Origin of the sequence: Sorangium sp. So ce693, assembly GCF_051521375.1 — a bacterium.
Classification (GTDB): Bacteria; Myxococcota_A; Polyangia; order Polyangiales; family Polyangiaceae; genus Sorangium; species Sorangium atrum.
On record NZ_CP150347.1, the window covers coordinates 7457304 to 7473796 of the forward strand.

The window sequence follows — 16493 nt, forward strand, 5'->3', positions numbered from 1 at the left end:
CTCCCTGGAGCGGCCAGGGGTCGTGGGGGGAGCGCAGGGGGGCAGGTCGAGGCTCGAGCAGATCACGCGCGCCGCGTCCGCGCCATGCGCAGGCAAGGCGCGCGTCCGGCGGCCCCCCGCCCCCCGCCCCCCGCGCTCCCTCTACGACCCCCTGGCCGCGCCTGCCGTTCTCCAGCGGCTTCCGCCCCCCTCTGCACCATGCCGAGCAGAGCGGCGGTCACCCGCACAGGAGACGGGCCCAGATCGGCGTTTTCGGCGCGCAAGCGCACTCCCGTGCGCTGAGCACCGAAAACGTCGAGGTGGGCCCGTATCCGAAGCGGGTGACCGCCGCTCTAGTCCTGTCCGACGACGCGCTCCCAGAGCGGATCGTTCGACGAGAAGAGCGTATCTCGCTCCACCCGGAGGAATCGCTGGAACTCGACGCGGCGGAGCTCGCGGTCGCTGTCGCGGTTGCCGTCGTCGTGCTTCACGATCTTCACCCGCACCTGCTCGAGCAGCTGAATGCCGTTCGGCTTGTAGGAGACGTCGGTGCGCAGCACGTAGCGAGCGTAGAGCCCGCGCTCGGTGACGGAGGGCACCACCGCCGTCCGCTCCAGGTCGACGGACGCCGCCTCGATCAGCCGTCCCCTTCGCGCGAGGTAGAAGTGGGCTCGTTGTCGGCAGTCGTCGGGATCAGGGCAGCTCTTCGTCTCGGCCACGACGAGGTTGTCGTTGCCGAGGCGCACCGGGGACAGCTTGGTCCCCTTGGCGGGCGCGCGGAAGCTGCCGACCCCGTAGACGTCCGCGCGATCGCCGGCCGCTCGCACGAGCGCCACGAGGCCGCCCTCGTCGCCGTTCTCGAACTTGAGGACGCGCACCCATACGGCGCGAAGCCCCTCCGGCCCGGAGCGGATCTCGACCTCGTCGGGATCGATCTTGCGCGGCCAGCCGGACTTGGAGATGCCGCCGCGCAGGGTCTCGTTGGCGAACACGTAGTGGCCGGTACAGTCGACGTCGGTCGGTCCGATCCCGCGTTCCTCGCTGTAGCCGGGAATGACGACGCTCAGCCACTGGTCTGGGTCGAGGGTGCGGACGGCCGCCTTGCCGCCTGCCCCGCGCTTCGCAGGCGGCAGCTGGGTCGTGCACACCGGGATCGGATTCTGCTTGCGTGTCTGGAGCTCGCCGTGTGGCTGCTCTGGGTACGATCCGCAGCCCGCGAGGGCGGCGGCGAGCCCCAGGCCGACGACGGAGCCGAAGCGAACGATGCTCACGCGCTCTTCGTATCATGCAAGGCGTCGCCAAGGCGAGTTCGCGACCCAACGCCCTGGCCGGCCAACGGGGCCGGCCGGCCAACGGCTCTGGCCGGCCAACGGTTCTGGCCGGCCAACGGCTCTGGCCGGCCAGCCCGCCTCGTTCTCGGTGTCGGCGGTCGCACGCATGCCAGATCACGCTGCCGTCCCGCGCGTCGTCACGTTCCCCACACGCCCGCAACGCGATGGACACGCCCGCGTCCTCTTATGGAAGCGATGGCTTCGCGACGGAATATTGCGCGCTCTCAGGAACCAAACGCGAACCAAACCCCAACCAAAAGCGAACCGAATGCCAAGAAACCCGCGCTGCCCCGGGACACAAAAGTCTTGACGCTCCCAAGGAGGGAGTTACCTTCTGGACTCCCTGAGACGAACAGGGGTAGAGATACGATGAGAGTCTTATCTCTACGTCTCTTAACTCCTAGTCCCGACGGGGCGGACCGTCTGCCAGCGCGCAATGGGGCGTAGACTGAGCCCAGGCGGCGAGTTCTTGAAGGAAGAGGCATCTGATCATGGCGTTGCAAGCTCATCTCCAGTTGAAGGGCGTTACCCAGGGCCCCATCGATGGTTCGGTCACCCAGAAGGGTCGCGAGAAGACCATCGCTGTCATCTCGGTGCAGCATCAGGTCGTGAGCCCGCGTGATCCGGCGACCGGCATGCCCAGCGGGAAGCGCCAGCACAAGCCCTTCGTGATCACGAAGGAGCTCGACAAGTCGACCCCCCTTCTTTACAACGCCCTGGTCACCAACGAGAGCATCTCGGAGTGGAAGCTCAAGTTCTACACGCCGGGCACCGCGGCCTCGAAGAACGTCGGCAAGGAGCAGAACCACTACACGGTCACGCTCACGAACGCGACGGTCGCGAGCATCGACTTCCACATGGACAACACCCGCCTCACGGACGGCAGCAAGGACCGGCCGGAGTACGAGCGGATCTCGTTCACGTACCAGAAGATCGAGTGGTCGTACGATGACGGCGACGGCGCGCGCCAGGCGGACGACGACTGGGAGACGCCGAACCAGTAGCGTCTAGCGGTAGATGTCTCGTCGCACCGGGCGGCCTTCGGGTCGCCCGGTTGCGTTTGTCGTCCTGACGTTGGGGCATCAGAGCGGGGCGCAGCTTCGTGCGCTACGGGCTTGGCCGCTAGGCAGGCGAGTGAGGCGTACGAAAGTACGCCGCAGCGAGCTTCACTCTGCGGATGAACCCGTAGCGCACGAAGATGCGCCCCGCTCCAGGGGGTTCCTCAAAATCAGGCATGGCCATCACCCGCAGCAAGCTCAGAATGTTGGCATGCCCCTCAGCGCCTACCTCAGACTCACCGGCGAAAGACAAGGGGAAATCAGGGGATCCGTCACCCAGAAGGGGCGAGAAGGTAGCATCCTCGTCACCGAGGTATTCCACTCGCTGGTGGGGCCGCGCGACCCGGTCACCGGACGCCCGACGGGCAAGCGGATGCACAAGCCCTTCATCGTCACGAAGGACCTCGATCGGTCCACCCCGCTCCTCCTCAACGTCCTCAGCCACAACGAGAGCATCCCCCGCTGGGAGCTCCAGTTTTACAGGTCGATCGCGATCGGTATCGAGAAGCCAGTCTTCACGGTCCAGCTCACGAACGCGAACATCTCGAGCATCCAGTTCCACATGCTCAACGTGAGGAACCCGGCGCAAGCGCGCGCGCCCGAGCAGGAGGAGGTCGCGTTCACGTACCAGAAGGTCGTCTGGATCTGGAACGACGGGGGCGTCTCCGCGGAAGACGACTGGCTCACGCCGCGCTGAGCGGGCGGGCTTCCGCTCGAGGCGCGAGCTGATCTACGATCCCGCCGTGGCCGGTGCCTCCCTCCTCACCCGAATCGCGCACGCGGCCGACCCGCACTCGACGGAGCGGCACACCTACCGGGATCACGACCTCGAGTCGGCCATCCTGACGCACCTCGGGCACATGCTGAACACCCGCCAGGGGAGCTCGCTGACCTGCCCGGACTACGGCCTGATGGAGGTCTCGGAGGTGCTGCATGAGTTCCCCGAGGCGATCGGCCTGGTGCAGCGCTCGCTCAAGAACTGCATCCAGACCTACGAGCCGCGGCTGAAGAACGTGCAGGTCCGGCACCTGCGCACGGACGCGATCCAGTCGATGGTCCTCGAGTTCGAGATCACCGCGCAGATCCACTTTCCCGATGGCCGGCGGCAGGCGCTCCGGCTCGGCGCTGCAGTGGACCAGAGCGGCAATGTCCGGATGACGTAGCCCCCGCCCGGCGGCCCGGCTCACGGCGGTTGACAGCCTTCGGCCCCGGCGGTCGACTGGCGGTGGCGAGAGGATGTTCAACAAGTACTACCAGGACGAGCTCACCTACCTGCGGGATCTGGGGCGCGAGTTCGCCGCCGCCTACCCCGGGATCGCGCCCATGCTCGCGGAGAAAGGCGGGGACCCCGACGTCGAGCGCCTGCTCGAGGGCGTCGCGTTCCTGACCGGCAAGATCCGCCAGAAGCTCGACGACGAGCTCCCCGAGGTGATCCACTCGGTCGCATCGCTGCTCTTTCCCCACTACCTCCGCCAGATCCCGGCGACATCGATCATCGAGTTCACGCCGCTCCCGAACGTGGTGCGCGAGAAGCTCGTCGTCGCTCGGCACGCGGAGGTCGGATCGGTGCCGGTCGACGGCGTCTCGTGCCGGTTCCGCACGACCCAGGACGTCGAGCTCGTCCCGCTCGCGGTGGAGGACGTGCGCGTCGACACGGGCGCGCAGCTCGCGCAGACGCTCCGCATCGAGCTCCGTCTGACCGGCGGAGCCGCGCTGTCGGGCCTGTCGCTCTCCTCGCTGCGCTTCTACATCCACGGCGAGCGCAGGCTGCAGGACGACCTCCGCCTCTGGGTCGGGGCGCACGTCGACACCGTCGCGCTGGCCGCGGTGGACGCCGCGGGGCGCGACACGACGATCGCGTCGCTCCCGGCCCGCGCCGTGCGGCTCACCGGCTTCTCCGATGAAGAGTCGCTGATCCCGTACCCGAAGACGGTCTACCCGGGGTTCCGGCTCCTGCAGGAGTTCTTCACGCTCCCGCAGAAGTTCGCGTTCTTCGAGGTGACCGGCCTGCAGGCGCTCTCGGCGGAGCGGATCTCGGACCGGTTCGCGATCCTGCTGCAGTTCAGGGACGGGCTCCCGCCGGGGACGAGGATCAGCAGGGAGAACCTCCGGCTGTTCTGCTCGCCCGTCGTGAACCTGTTCGAGCACACGAGCGATCCGATCAAGCCCGAGGCCACGAAGCACGAGTACCTCTGCCGCCCGGCGGGCGCGGCGCCCGCGGCGTTCGAGATCCACAGCATCGACAAGGTCGTCGGCATCGCCCGGCGCACGAGCCAGCGCGTCGAGATCCCCTCGTTCTTCAGCTTCCAGCACGAGCTCGATCCCGAGGCCGCCGCGCGGACGATCTTCTACCAGGCGCACCTCCGCCCGGCCGCCATCGGCGACGGCATCGACATGTACCTCTCGTTCGGCTCCCCGCAGGACGCCGGGGCCCTCCCCGAGTTCGACGTGATCAGCATCGAGGCGACGAGCACGAACCGCCGCCTGCCGGCGCAGCTGAAGCTCGGCGATCTCAGGGTGCCGACGGCGACCTCGCCCGCCGTGGCGAGCTTCACCAACCTCACCGGCGTCACCGCGCCGCTCCCGCCGCCGCTCGGGCGCGAGCTGCAGTGGCGCGTGCTGGCGCACATGGCGATGAGCTACCGCTCGATCACCGAGCTCGAGGTGCTCCGGGCGACGGTCGATCTCTACAATTTCCAGGCGATCGTCGATCGTCAGGCGGCGCGAGCGAACCAGCTCCGCCTGGCCGCGATCAAGTCGATCCGGGTGCGGCCGACGGATCGGCTGTACCGGGGGGCGCCGGTGCGCGGCGTCGCGGTCGACATCGAGCTCGACGAGGGCGGGTTCGTCGGCGAGGGAGAGATGTACCTGTTCGCGAGCATCCTGAACGAGATGCTCGGGTCCTACGTCTCGCTGAACTCGTTCACGCAGCTGACGGTCACCGGCACGAATACACGCGTGGTGCACAAATGGGACCCGAAGAGCGGCAGCCTGACGCTGATCTGAGGCCGGCTGCGCCGAGGGGCGCCGCGAGCGCCGACCCCGTCGCGCTGGAGACGCTCCGGCGCTTCGCGGATACCGCGCCGCGCTTCTCGTACTACCGCCTCATCTACCTGCTCGAGCGGCTCTTCCCTGCCGCGCCGCCGGTGGGCCAGCTCGGGCCGGCGCAGGACGAGCGCATCCGGCTGCGCGGCGACCCGTCGCTCATCTTCGCCTCGAGCGACGTGAGCGAGCTCGCGCCGGTCAAGTCGGCCGACGGCGTCGAGCGCGCCCGCGTCTCGACCACGTTCCTCAGCCTGTACGGCTCGGTGTCGCCGATGCCGGCGTACTTCATCGAGCAGATCGCGCAGGCCGACTACCAGGGCGGCCCGCAGCCGATCCGAGAGCTCCTCGACGTCTTCCACCACCGGCTCCTGTCGCTGCTCTACCGCGCGTGGACCAAGTACCGCCTGCCCGTCACGTACCGCAAGCAGGGCGCCGATCCCTTCTCGCGCCGGATGCTCTGCGCGGTCGGCGTCGACGGCTTCCGCGGCTACGAGACGCCGCTCGATCGCTTCTTCTTCCTCCGCTATGCGTCGGTCCTCGCCTCGAAGTCGCGCTCGGCGAGGAACCTGGAGACGGTCCTGTCCGAGATGCTCGGCAACATCGGGGTGAAGATCGAGCAGTTCGTCGGCCACTGGACGAAGATCGAGAAGCCGTTCAGGAACAAGCTCGGCGTGATGAACCATCAGCTGGGCGAGAGCCTGACGCTGGGGCGCTATGTGTTCGACGGCTCGGGCCGCTACAAGGTCGTGCTCGGCCCGGTGGGCTACGACGAGTACCTCTCCTTCTTGCCCGGGGGCCGGCGCCAGGATCTGGTCCGCGGCGTCATCGAGACGTTCACGCCGGGCATCCACGACGTGATGCTCGAGATCCACGTGGACACGGAGGAGGCGCCTCGGTTCCAGCTCGGCTCGCCGCGCGCCGCGACGCTCAAGCGCACCGCGTGGATCGGCGGATCTGCGGCGGAGCGGCTCGTGATCACGATCCCCCTCGACGACAAGCACCTCGCGGGCGGCGACGACGAGGACGACGACGATCGGGGCGAGCCCCCGCCGATGTGAGCGAGGCCGAGCGCCGCCGCCGCGGGCCGCCGGGAGGCGCGGCGGCGCTCGCGCCGTGGCGCCGCCTTGACCCGCCCTGCGCTCAGTAAACGGTGAGGCTCTGCAGCGCGGCGGTGATCTCGTCGGCGTTCGCGTCGACGTTCTCGTGGTGCACGATCTGCACGAGCAGGATGCGGCGGGGGCTCCGGAGCAGGATCTCGTGGGCGAAGGCATCCGAGACGGGCTTCGACGGGATCTTCGCCTTGACGAGGTAGCTGCGCCCCTGCGTGTTCGCCGTGGCCACGGGCGCGCGGCCGGAGAGGATCTCCGCGCCCTGCTCCTCGAGGTCCGCCTCGTAGCGCTTGAGCACGTCGGGCCACGGCTCGTCGGGGCTGTCGATGCGCTCGTAGATCGAGAACAGGAACTGCCGCGGGGACTGGTACGTGATGAAGCGGCGCTCGGGCGTGTAGTCGGCGCCGCCGACGTTCCAGTCCATCGGGCGGCTCATGCGGACGTCGCCGTTCATGAGGCCCACGCCGATCCGGCGCGGCACCCGGTCCGTCGCCGGCGCGTCGAGCGGCGGGAAGTACACCTCGAAGCTCGAGTCCTTGCTCAGGGTGCCGGCCGCGCCGTGGAGGTAGAAGACGTCGTCCTGCCTGGGGGCGGTGGGCGAGCCGCCGCAGCCGGCGAGCAGCGCGATCGCAGCCACGGCGACGCAGGCCACGCCCGCGCGCCCCGCTCCGGCGGCGAGCGGACGGCGGGCGCGGAAGGCGGGGACGTGCGCGAGCATCGGCATTCCGAGGTGCCTCATCGGGGGAACTCTAGGCCAGCGAGGGCACGCCAGCCAAATGTTCGCCGAGGAGTTTGCCCTCGGGGTGCCCGGCATTGAATGATTGCCCGGCCCGGGCAGCGCTGCGCCCGCCGATCGAGGCGGTACCCCCGTGCCGCGAGAGAGCCATGTCCAACGAAAGCATACCGAGTCGCAAGGGCGAGCCCGCCGGAGCACAGCCGGCGAGCGCGCCGAGCCCCCCCTCCACCAGCACGCGCCAGGGCCACGAGCGTCCGGCGCCGAGCCAGCGCGCGCCCCGGCGCCCCGCGCTCGCGGCGGCCTTCGCGCTTGCGCTGGGGGCCCCGGCGTGCAGCGGCATCGACGCCGGCGTGGAGTACCCGGGCGACCTGCCCGCGATCGATCGGTACCTCTTGACTCCCGAGAACGGACCCGAGGCGCCGCTCGCGCTGGGTGAGTTCAAGATCGGCCCCGAGACGTGCAGCGGCGTCGACACGCACCCGGTCACCCAGAAGCTCTCGCCCGAGGATCTCAGCCGCTTCCTCGCGGCGCAGGGCGCCGGGAGCATCACCCCGAAGCTGGCGAGGTCGAACCTGTATTGGTTCGACTTCCCCGCGCGCGACAAGTCGTTCGTCCGGCTGCGCCTTGCGGTGCTCGAGGACTCCAAGCACGCGACGCAGGATCTCCACGACGCGGTGCTGCAGCACGGGCCGGGCTGGTGGGGCGTCCGCCGCTCGAACCTCGCCGTGCTCGCGCCGAAGGCGAACCTGAGGGAAGCGATGGCGTTCGCCATCAAGTACAAGCTCGTGTGCTGGGGGGTCTTCACGTACGCGGCCAACGACGACGCGTACGTCGTCCCCGGGCCCTACGCAGAGCTGTGAGGGGAGCAGGCGGCGCGCGGGGCGGAGGCGCACGCTGCCGGCGCGCCGTCGGCAGACCTCTACCTCTGCGAAGCTGGCCCACGCTCGGGGAGAACGCGTAGACTGCGCCCATGCGCCGTTACGTCTTGCTCGCCGCCGCCGTTGCCCCGATCCTCGCCGTGACCGCAGCCGTCTCCGTGCCCGGCTGCGCAGAGGAATTCGATGACGTCTGCGCGTTCCTCGAAGACACGAGCAACTGTTACGCAGATTTTCATGCCGATGTCGTGAATCGGTGCGGTGCGCCTGGTGCGGGGAACGGGCCCAAAGGCAAGTTCGCTGGCCGCGAGACCCTCGACGTCTGTTTCCTCACGGAGGGAGGTCAGGTCGTCTTCGACCCGCCGCTCGACGTCGCATCATTCCCTCCGAAGAGCATCGCGTTCAAGCGCCTCGACGCCCGGGCAGAGGAATGCGGCTCCTTCACGTACTCGGGGGAGTTCAGCTACTCGGTGACCATCAATCCATGCGTCCAGCCCGGAAATGACACCGGTGCCGGTGGTGGTGGTGGTGGTGGCGGCGCCGGTGGCGCCACCGCCATCGCACAATGCGAGGACGCAAATGCCGGCGGTGGTAGCGCTACTGGCGGGGGCGGCAACGAGTCTGCCGACGTGGACGGCGGAACAGTGACCGTCATCACACCGGAAGACCGTGCAACGCTCGACGTGAGCTGCTCGGAAGGCACGCAATACCACTTCAACCGGCTCGAAGCCGAAGCGAAGTGCGGCGGCCACGACACGCTCCTTCCGAGGGCCATACTCAAAACGAGCCTGGGGAAACAGCCCCCCCCGGAGGCAGACCCCAACGATCTCGATGGATACAATGGTTTCATCTCCTTCAGCATCCACTACCCACCTATCGTTGGTTCTGAGGGTGGGGGTACTGGCGGCGGGGGCGATGGTGGAGCGGGCTCCGACGCGGCCCCCTCGGCTGAGGTGGTGGAGTATTTCAACTGCGAGATCCCGGCGCCCCTCCCCCTCTGCTTCAATGGCGTGAAGGACGGCACGGAGACCGACGTCGACTGTGGCGGCACGCTCTGCACAGCGCGGTGCGGCGATGGTCAGTCCTGTATCAAGGGCGGCAATGATTGCGCGGATGGGTTCGAGTGCGTCATCGTGGATGGCTTCTCGAAATGCGCAGCGTCCACGGGCGGCGCCGGCGGTGGCGGCGCAGCCGGCGCTGGCGGCGCAGATGGGACTGGCGGCTCGGGCGGCGCCGGCGGTCAGTAACCTCGCTCTCCGCTCAGGCGACCAGCACCTTCACCACGAACGTCGTGCTCCCGAGGCGCAGCCGGTCGTTGTCGCGCAGCTGCCGGCGCTCGCCCTGTCCGAGGCGCTGCTCGTTGACGAAGGTGCCGTTGCGCGAGCCGTCGTCCTCGATGAAGACCTGGCCCGTCGTCGGGTCCGCGTGGATCGACGCGTGCCGTGAAGAGGCGCTCGCATCCGCGAGCCCGATCTCCGTCGTAGCGTCCGCCCCGGCGCGCCCCACCTGCGTCCGGCCGCTGTACATCGGCCAGAAGCTGCCTCCGGGATCGTTCTGGAACGTCACGATGAAGCCGACGAGGACGCGCGCCGGCTGCGCCGACACCTGCGGCACCGCGCCCGAGACCGCGCCCTGGACGATCGGAGGCGCGACGATCGCAGGCGCCCTGGCCTGAGCGACCACCGGCACCCCGCCCTGCACCATCGCCGGCACCCCGCCCTGCACCATCGGCGGCGGCGCGACCGCGCCCCCCTGCACCATCGGCGGCGGCGCGACCACGCCCCCCTGCACCATCGGCGGCGGCGCGACCGCGCCCCCCTGCACCATCGGCGGCGCGACCAGCCCAGACGCTCCCGTCGGCACGACCATCGGCGGCGGCGCAACCATCTGCGGGGGCACGCCGAAGACCGGCGCGGGCGCCACGGGCTGCTGTCCCATCGCGCCCCCCATCGACGCGCCAGGCACCATGCCCGGGCCCGGCGCACCGAGCGCCGGCTGGGCCTGGACCGGCGGGACGCCCGGCGCGTTCATCGGAAGAGACGCCGGCTGCGACGTGAGCCCGGCAGAAGGTGCCGCTCGGGCCCAGGGAGAGACCGGGAAGTTAGCTTCCCCGCCCGCCGCCGAGAAGGCCACGCCTCCGCCCGGTGACGCCGGCACCGAGAGCCCGCCCCCGCCCACCCCGTACGCCTGAGGAGGAGGCGGATAGGCGCCCTGCGCGCCCCCTGCCGCGTAGCCTGGCGCTGCCGCGCCGCCATAACCCGAGGCGGCGGGCTGCCCTGGATAGCCCGGCGGGCCAGGCGGGGCATAGGCGCCAGCCCCCGCCTGCACCGGCGGAGGCGCGACCGGAACGGAGGCTCCAGGCGCTGCGCCCGCCACGCTCGTACCGCACATCGAGCAGGCAGCGTCGGTCTCCTTGAGCATCCACGCGCAGTTCGGACACGGCCTCATGCGCTCTCGAGGCTACCGATTCGCTTGACATCCGTCGAGGCGAAAGCCGCCCGCAGGCGCGAGCACCGCAGCGCAGGTCGGCCTGCGCTGCGCAGGCGACGCGATGTCGCCGCCGCGCGCCAAGCGAACGCGCCAAGCTCGCCGAGCGGCAGAGGCGTCCGTCGCCGCCGCGCGGGGCGTCTTGACGAAGAGAGGCACGAAAAAAGGCGCCGCGCGTTCAAGCCGCGCGGCGCCTCGGAGACAGGTCGCTCAGCGATCGCTGGCGACGCTCGTCAGTTGCTGGCGATCGAGCTCTTCTCCGACTTCTCGATCTCCTTCTTCTCGCCGTCCTTCGACTCCTCGGTCGCGGGCGCGGGCTCGGGCAGCCGCTCGAGCGCGGCCTCCAGGACCTGCTCCATCCGGCTGACGAAGAAGAACTGCAGCTCGTCCACGACCTCCTTCGGGACCTCCTCGAGATCCGCCCGGTTGCGCTCGGGGACGATGATGCGCTTGATGCCGGCGCGGTGCGCCGCCAGCACCTTCTCTTTCAGGCCGCCGATCGGGAGCACGCGACCGCGGAGCGTGATCTCGCCCGTCATCGCGACGTCGTGGCGGACCTTGATCCCGGTGAGGAGCGAGACGAGCGCCGTGAACATCGTCACGCCCGCGCTCGGCCCGTCCTTGGGCATCGCGCCGGCGGGGATGTGGATGTGCAGATCGCTCTTCTCGAGGAAGTCCTTCGCGATGCTGTACCTCGACGCGTTGCTGCGCACGAACGACAGCGCCGCCTGCGCCGACTCCTTCATCACGTCGCCGAGCTGGCCGGTCAGCTGGAGCTTGCCCGTGCCGTACATCCGCGTCGCCTCGATGAAGAGGATCTCGCCGCCGACGCTCGTCCACGCGAGGCCCGTCGCGACGCCGCTCTCGGCGGTGCGCTCCGCGACCTCGCTCGTGTACTTCGCCGGGCCGAGGAACTCGTGCAGGTCGTCCTCGTTGTCGACGCGCCGCTTCTGCGTGTCGCCCTCGGCGACCTTCACCGCCACGCCGCGGATGACGCCCGCGATCTGCCGCTCGAGCGACCGGACGCCGGCCTCGCGCGTGTAGTGATCGATGATCTCCTCCAGCGCCTTGTCCGTGACCTCCAGCTGCTCGGTCGTGAGCCCGTGCTCCGACAGCTGCTTCGGGAGCAGGTGCTGCCGCGCGATCGCGAGCTTCTCCTTCCGCGTGTAGCCGGGGATCTCGAGGATCTCCATGCGGTCGCGGAGGGGCGGCGGGATCGGATCCGCCACGTTCGCGGTCGCGACGAACATCACGTGCGACAGGTCGTACGGGATCTCCAGGTAGTGATCCGCGAACGTGTTGTTCTGCTCCGGATCGAGCACCTCGAGCAGCGCCGCCGACGGGTCGCCGCGGAAGTCGTGCCCGATCTTGTCGACCTCATCCATCATGAAGACCGGGTTGATCGTCCCCGACTTCTTCATGCCCTGGATGATCTGGCCAGGGAGCGCGCCGACGTAGGTGCGCCGGTGGCCGCGGATCGCCGCCTCGTCGTGCACGCCGCCGAGCGAGACCCGGTGGAACTTGCGGCCGAGGGCGCGCGCGATGCTCCGGCCGAGCGACGTCTTGCCGACGCCGGGGGGCCCGAGCAGGCAGAGGATCGGCCCCTTCTTGTCCTGCTTCAGCTTGCGGACCGCCAGGTACTCGAGGATGCGCTTCTTGACCTTCTCCAGGCCGTAGTGGTCCTCGTCGAGCACCTTGCGGACGCTGCCGATGTCGAGGTTGTCCTGCGTCGACTGCGTCCAGGGCACGTCGAGGATCCAGTCGAGGTACGTCCGCACCACGGTGTACTCGGCCGACCCGACCTGCATCGTGCGCAGCCGCTTCAGCTGCTTCTTCGCGACGGTCTCCGCCTCGGTCGGCAGGTTCGCCTTCGCGATGCGATCCTCGAGCCCGTCGAGATCGCCCTGATCGCCGTCGTCCTCGCCCAGCTCCTCCTTGATCGCCTTGAGCTGCTGGCGCAGCACGTACTCGCGCTGGTTCTTGCCCATCTCCTCCTTGATCTGGGAGTTGATGCGCTCGCGCATCTTCAGGATCTCGAGCTGCCGCGTGAGCAGCCGGAGCACCTTGCGGATGCGCTCCTTGACGTCGATCGTCTCGATGAGCTGCGCCTTCTCCTCGACCGGAGCGTCGAGGTTCGCAGCGACGAGATCGGCGAGCGCGCCGGGCGCCTGGATGGAGTCGATGAGCGAGCCCGCCTCGCGCGGGAGCTCCGGCATCAGCTGGATGACCTGCTTGGCGATGTCGCGCAGGCTCATCGCCAGCGCCTCCGCCTCGACGTCCTCCGTCGCCGGCTCGTCCATGCGGCGGATCTTGGCGCGCAGGTACGGCGTGTGGGCCGTGACGGTGTCGAGCCGGATCCGCGTGAGGCCCTGCAAGATCAACGAGTAGTTGCCCGAGCTGTGCTTCAGCGCCTTCAGCACGCGCGCGGCGCAGCCCATCGGGTACAGGTCCTCCGCCCCGGGATCGTCGGTCGACGGATCGCGCTGGGCGAAGATCGCGATGACCGGGCCAGGGAGGTTATCGACATCCTCCACCAGCGCGACCGACTTCTCGCGGCCGACATCGAAGGGCGCGACGGCGCCCGGGAACAGCACCGCATTGCGGATCGGCAGAACCGGCAGCTCGTCGCCGAAGACGACCTCTTCCTCGGAGCGCGGCGGCATCGGCGGGTTCTTTTTCTCGGACATGGCGATCTCCTCTAGGCACCCGACCGGGGGAGGTAAACCCCTTCATCAACACGCAGCCGGGCCGCGCGGCCACCGCGCGCCCCGGTCATCTTGGCTTGCATCCAGACGGATGCGGATGGTGCAACGCGGAGCCCTGCTGGCAGCTCTTGGTGGAAGACAGCCCGCGAGGCTACGGGAACTCACCATAGACACGGCGCATGCCGCATGCCACAGCCCTGGCCATTTTTTTGAATGAGGATACGCTGCGGGTCAGCTCCGACCTGCAGCGCTCGCTCGTCATCACCACCACCTGGCGCGCGCGACGCGGCGCAGGATCCTCCGCGCCGTCGCTTGCCGCGCGGCGCGGCGCGGCCGAGGCTGCGCCCGGCACGGAGCGACACCCTGGCCCTCGCTGAACGATGATCGATCCCCTGCTCGGCCTCGGCGCGCTCGCGATCGCGATGCTCGGCCTGCCGGCGGCGCCGTCGCTCGATCCAGGGCCCAGCCCGGCGTGTCCGGCGGACATGCGGCTCGTCACCGGCACGCACCGCGACGAGGTGCAGCACGTCTGCGTGGAGCCGGTCAAGAGCGGCAAGGCGACCCACTGCTTCGCGTACTGGGAGGACATCACGGCCGAGGAGGGGCCGGCGACCGAGATCTCCGTGTGCATGGACCAGTTCGAGGCGCCGAACCAGCGCGGGGCGAAGCCGCTCGTCATGCAGTCGTTCGAGACGGCGACCGCGTGGTGCGCCGCGCGCGGCAAGCGGGTGTGCGCCGAGCAGGAGTGGGAGCTCGCGTGCGAGGGCCCCGAGCGGCGTCCCCTCGCCTACGGCTGGCGCGTCGACAAGGCGGTCTGCAACAGCGGCAAGGCGTGGCGGCCGGTCGACGAGCGGAAGCTCGGCGCCTCCGGCGAGGTGGCGCAGCGCGAGGTCGAGCGGCTCTGGCAGGGCGCGCCGAGCGGCTCCCATCCCGCGTGCGCCTCGACCTTCGGCGTCTTCGACATGATGGGCAACGTCGAGGAGTGGGTCGCCTCGCGCGGCGGCCGCCGGTGGCCAGGCGCGCTCATGGGCGGCTTCTGGGCCAAGCCGTGGACGGGCTGCCGCGGGACGAACGACGCGCACGAGCCGAAGTTCGTGTTCTACGAGACCGGCTTCCGCTGCTGCGCCGATCCGCGCTCGGCTCTCCCTTCGCGCGGCGCGGCGGCGCGCGAGGAGAACGAGGAGCGCGGCGGGCGGCCAGCGTCCGGGCCCTGAGGTCGGGCCGCCGCGGCGGCGCTCGCCGCGAGCGAAGAAGGCGGCACGAGGGGCGCAGGTCCTGCTAGAAGCCAGGGCGTGCGCGCCCTGTTCTTCGGTACCCCCGCCATCGCCGTGCCGTCGCTCGAGGCGCTCGCGTCGATCGCGGACGTCGTCGGCGTCGTCTGTCAGCCGGATCGGCCGGCCGGCCGCGGGCTCGAGCTGAAGGCGCCGCCGGTGAAGGTGAAGGCGCTGGAGCTCGGCCTGCCTGTCGTGCAGCCCGAGAAGGTCCGCACGCCCGAGTTCGCCGCGTGGGTCGCGGACGCGCGAGCGGACGTCGCGCTGGTGATCGCCTACGGGCGCATCCTGCCGAAGGCGGTGCTCGAGGCGCCGCGGCGCGGCTGCATGAACCTCCACGCGTCGATCCTGCCGCGCTACCGCGGCGCCGCGCCGATCACGTGGGCTATCGTCGGGGGCGAGGCCGAGACGGGCATCTCGCTGATGCAGATGGACGAGGGCATGGACACGGGGCCCGTCTACGCGGTGCACCGGGCGCCGATCGGCCCGGACACGACCGCCGACGAGCTCGCGATCGATCTCGGTGCGCTCGCCGCGCGCGTCGTGCGCGAGGACCTCCGCCGCGCGGTGGACGGCGCGCTCGCGCTGGCGCCGCAGGACCACGAGGCGGCGACGCACGCGGCGCTCCTGAAGAAGGAAGACGGGCGCATCCGGTGGGAGCGGAGCGCCCGGCAGATCCACGACCACATCCGGGGGATGACGTCGTGGCCGGGCGCCTTCACGACGATCGACGGCAAGGCGCTCAAGGTGCTGGCCGCGCGCGTCGAGAGCGAGGCCGACCAGGCCGGAGCGCCGCCGGGGACCGTGGTGATGGCGGGCCGCAGCGTCGTGATCGTCGCGTGCGGCGCGGGCGCGATCCAGATCCTGCGGGCCCAGGCCGAGGGACGAAAGCCGCTCGCGGCGGCGGACCTCGTCGCCGGGCGGACGCTCCAGACGGGGATGGTGCTCGGTCGATGAGCGCCCCGGGCGCCGTTCACGGCGCCCCGTCGATGAGCGCCGCCCGCGTCACGGCCCGGCCGGGTGCCAGATCGTCTTCATCTCGACGAACCGCTCGATCCAGCGGGGGGACGTCGCGGCCCTGTCGTCGAACCACTGCGCCTCACTGAGCGAGCGGGCGCGCACCCGCTTGACGCTGGCCGCGGCCGCCTCCTCGAGGCGCTTCGCCAGCGCCGCGTCCACGCCGTGCAGATCGAGCGCGGCGACGTCCATGTGCGCGGCGAGGTGCGGCAGCACCTCCGCGAGCTGGCCGGTGAGGATGTTGACGACGCCGCCCGGGAGATCGCTCGTGGCGAGCGCCTCGCCGAAGACGAGCGCCGTGCGCGGATCCGCCTCGCTCGCGAGCACGACGCACGTGTTGCCGGCGGTGATCACCGGCAGGAGAGCGCCCGCGAGGCCGAGGAGCGCCGGCCGCGGCGGCGCCGCGATGACGACGACCCCCATCGGCTCGGGCACCGTGAAGGTGAAGTGCGGGCCGGACACGGGGTTCAGGCTCGCGAAGAGGCTCTGGTACTTGTCGGCCCAGCCCGCGTAGGCGACCGCGCGATCGATCGCCGAAAGGACCTCGCGCTCGGCGGCGCCGGCGCCCTGCCCGCCGCGCGCGAGCGAGGCCGCGAGCTCCGCGCGCCGCGCCTCGAGCATCTCGGCGAGGCGGTAGAGGATCTGCCCGCGGTTGTACGCGGTGCGCGCCGACCAGCCGCCGAGCGCGCCGGCCGCCGCGAGCACCGCGTCGCGCCCGTCCTTCCGCGACGCGCGCGGGATGTTCTCGACCGCGCCCGCGCCTCCGTGATCGCGCACCTGCGTGTACCTCCCGGACTCCGAGCGCACGAACGCGCCGCCCACGAACATCTTGTACGCCTTGCGCACGCCGACCCGCGCGCGCGCCTCGCCCGAAGGAGCG

The 16493-nt window shown here is 70.3% G+C and carries 14 protein-coding genes; 9 read left to right on the top strand and 5 right to left on the bottom strand.

The features are described from left to right. Positions 1-332 precede the first annotated feature (332 nt). A complete protein-coding gene (locus WMF14_RS27710; protein ID WP_272093897.1) occupies positions 333-1250 on the bottom strand; it encodes a hypothetical protein in 918 nt (305 codons plus the stop codon). 551 nt (positions 1251-1801) lie between these two features. On the opposite strand from WMF14_RS27710, the gene WMF14_RS27715 reads away from it, so the two are divergent. The 5 genes from WMF14_RS27715 to tssG all read left to right on the top strand — a co-directional run bounded on the left by WMF14_RS27715 (position 1802) and on the right by tssG (position 6471). After that, positions 1802-2314, top strand: a complete 513-nt coding sequence (locus WMF14_RS27715; protein ID WP_272093898.1) for an Hcp family type VI secretion system effector — start codon at positions 1802-1804, stop codon at positions 2312-2314. Positions 2315-2579: 265 nt separating this feature from the next. Then, a complete protein-coding gene (gene tssD / locus WMF14_RS27720) occupies positions 2580-3065 on the top strand; it encodes a type VI secretion system tube protein TssD (RefSeq protein WP_437790820.1) in 486 nt (161 codons plus the stop codon). Positions 3066-3111: 46 nt separating this feature from the next. Beyond that, positions 3112-3531 (top strand): type VI secretion system baseplate subunit TssE, encoded by a 420-nt coding sequence (tssE, locus tag WMF14_RS27725; protein WP_272093900.1) that lies wholly within the window; start codon positions 3112-3114, stop codon positions 3529-3531. A 73-nt stretch (positions 3532-3604) separates the two neighbouring features. Then, positions 3605-5374, top strand: a complete 1770-nt coding sequence (tssF, locus tag WMF14_RS27730) for a type VI secretion system baseplate subunit TssF (RefSeq protein ID WP_272093901.1) — start codon at positions 3605-3607, stop codon at positions 5372-5374. Continuing rightward, positions 5338-6471 carry a type VI secretion system baseplate subunit TssG gene (tssG, locus tag WMF14_RS27735; protein WP_272093902.1) on the top strand — a complete coding sequence of 378 codons (1134 nt, stop codon included), beginning with the start codon at positions 5338-5340 and terminating at the stop codon, positions 6469-6471. Before tssF ends, tssG begins: the two co-directional genes overlap by 37 nt. Positions 6472-6553: 82 nt before the next feature. Here tssG and WMF14_RS27740 read toward each other — a convergent pair whose 3' ends face one another. Continuing rightward, a complete protein-coding gene (locus tag WMF14_RS27740; protein ID WP_272093903.1) occupies positions 6554-7261 on the bottom strand; it encodes a hypothetical protein in 708 nt (235 codons plus the stop codon). 146 nt (positions 7262-7407) lie between these two features. Between WMF14_RS27740 and WMF14_RS27745 the strand changes: the two genes are divergently transcribed. Continuing rightward, positions 7408-8118 (top strand): hypothetical protein, encoded by a 711-nt coding sequence (locus WMF14_RS27745; RefSeq protein ID WP_272093904.1) that lies wholly within the window; start codon positions 7408-7410, stop codon positions 8116-8118. Positions 8119-8276: 158 nt separating this feature from the next. Continuing rightward, a complete protein-coding gene (locus WMF14_RS27750) occupies positions 8277-9380 on the top strand; it encodes a hypothetical protein (RefSeq protein WP_437790823.1) in 1104 nt (367 codons plus the stop codon). Between the two features lie 13 nt (positions 9381-9393). Here WMF14_RS27750 and WMF14_RS27755 read toward each other — a convergent pair whose 3' ends face one another. Continuing rightward, positions 9394-10581, bottom strand: coding sequence for an FHA domain-containing protein (locus tag WMF14_RS27755; RefSeq protein ID WP_437790825.1), 1188 nt, complete (start codon positions 10579-10581; stop codon positions 9394-9396). Between the two features lie 272 nt (positions 10582-10853). Then, positions 10854-13307, bottom strand: coding sequence for an endopeptidase La (gene lon / locus WMF14_RS27760; protein ID WP_272093907.1), 2454 nt, complete (start codon positions 13305-13307; stop codon positions 10854-10856). A gap of 398 nt (positions 13308-13705) precedes the next feature. On the opposite strand from lon, the gene WMF14_RS27765 reads away from it, so the two are divergent. Both WMF14_RS27765 and fmt read left to right on the top strand, forming a co-directional pair. Next, complete coding sequence (locus tag WMF14_RS27765; RefSeq protein WP_437790827.1) at positions 13706-14539, top strand: formylglycine-generating enzyme family protein; 834 nt, start codon at positions 13706-13708, stop codon at positions 14537-14539. Between the two features lie 78 nt (positions 14540-14617). Then, the gene (gene fmt / locus WMF14_RS27770; protein WP_272093909.1) at positions 14618-15553 is read left to right on the top strand and encodes a methionyl-tRNA formyltransferase; all 936 of its coding nucleotides are present in this window, start codon (positions 14618-14620) and stop codon (positions 15551-15553) included. 48 nt (positions 15554-15601) lie between these two features. Here fmt and WMF14_RS27775 read toward each other — a convergent pair whose 3' ends face one another. Further along, complete coding sequence (locus WMF14_RS27775) at positions 15602-16441, bottom strand: aldehyde dehydrogenase family protein (protein ID WP_437804311.1); 840 nt, start codon at positions 16439-16441, stop codon at positions 15602-15604. Between the last annotated feature and the right edge of the window lie 52 nt (positions 16442-16493).

Bases quoted from the DNA above. Each gene is read 5' to 3' on its own strand.
- WMF14_RS27715 (WP_272093898.1), top strand. From the start codon at position 1,802: ATGGCGTTGCAAGCTCATCTCCAGTTGAAGGGCGTTACCCAGGGCCCC.
- tssD (WP_437790820.1), top strand. From the start codon at position 2,580: ATGCCCCTCAGCGCCTACCTCAGACTCACCGGCGAAAGACAAGGGGAA.
- tssF (WP_272093901.1), top strand. From the start codon at position 3,605: ATGTTCAACAAGTACTACCAGGACGAGCTCACCTACCTGCGGGATCTG.
- tssG (WP_272093902.1), top strand. From the start codon at position 5,338: ATGGGACCCGAAGAGCGGCAGCCTGACGCTGATCTGAGGCCGGCTGCG.
- WMF14_RS27740 (WP_272093903.1), bottom strand. From the start codon at position 7,261: ATGAGGCACCTCGGAATGCCGATGCTCGCGCACGTCCCCGCCTTCCGC.
- WMF14_RS27745 (WP_272093904.1), top strand. From the start codon at position 7,408: ATGTCCAACGAAAGCATACCGAGTCGCAAGGGCGAGCCCGCCGGAGCA.
- WMF14_RS27755 (WP_437790825.1), bottom strand. From the start codon at position 10,581: ATGAGGCCGTGTCCGAACTGCGCGTGGATGCTCAAGGAGACCGACGCT.
- lon (WP_272093907.1), bottom strand. From the start codon at position 13,307: ATGTCCGAGAAAAAGAACCCGCCGATGCCGCCGCGCTCCGAGGAAGAG.
- WMF14_RS27765 (WP_437790827.1), top strand. From the start codon at position 13,706: ATGATCGATCCCCTGCTCGGCCTCGGCGCGCTCGCGATCGCGATGCTC.
- WMF14_RS27775 (WP_437804311.1), bottom strand. From the start codon at position 16,441: ATGTTCGTGGGCGGCGCGTTCGTGCGCTCGGAGTCCGGGAGGTACACG.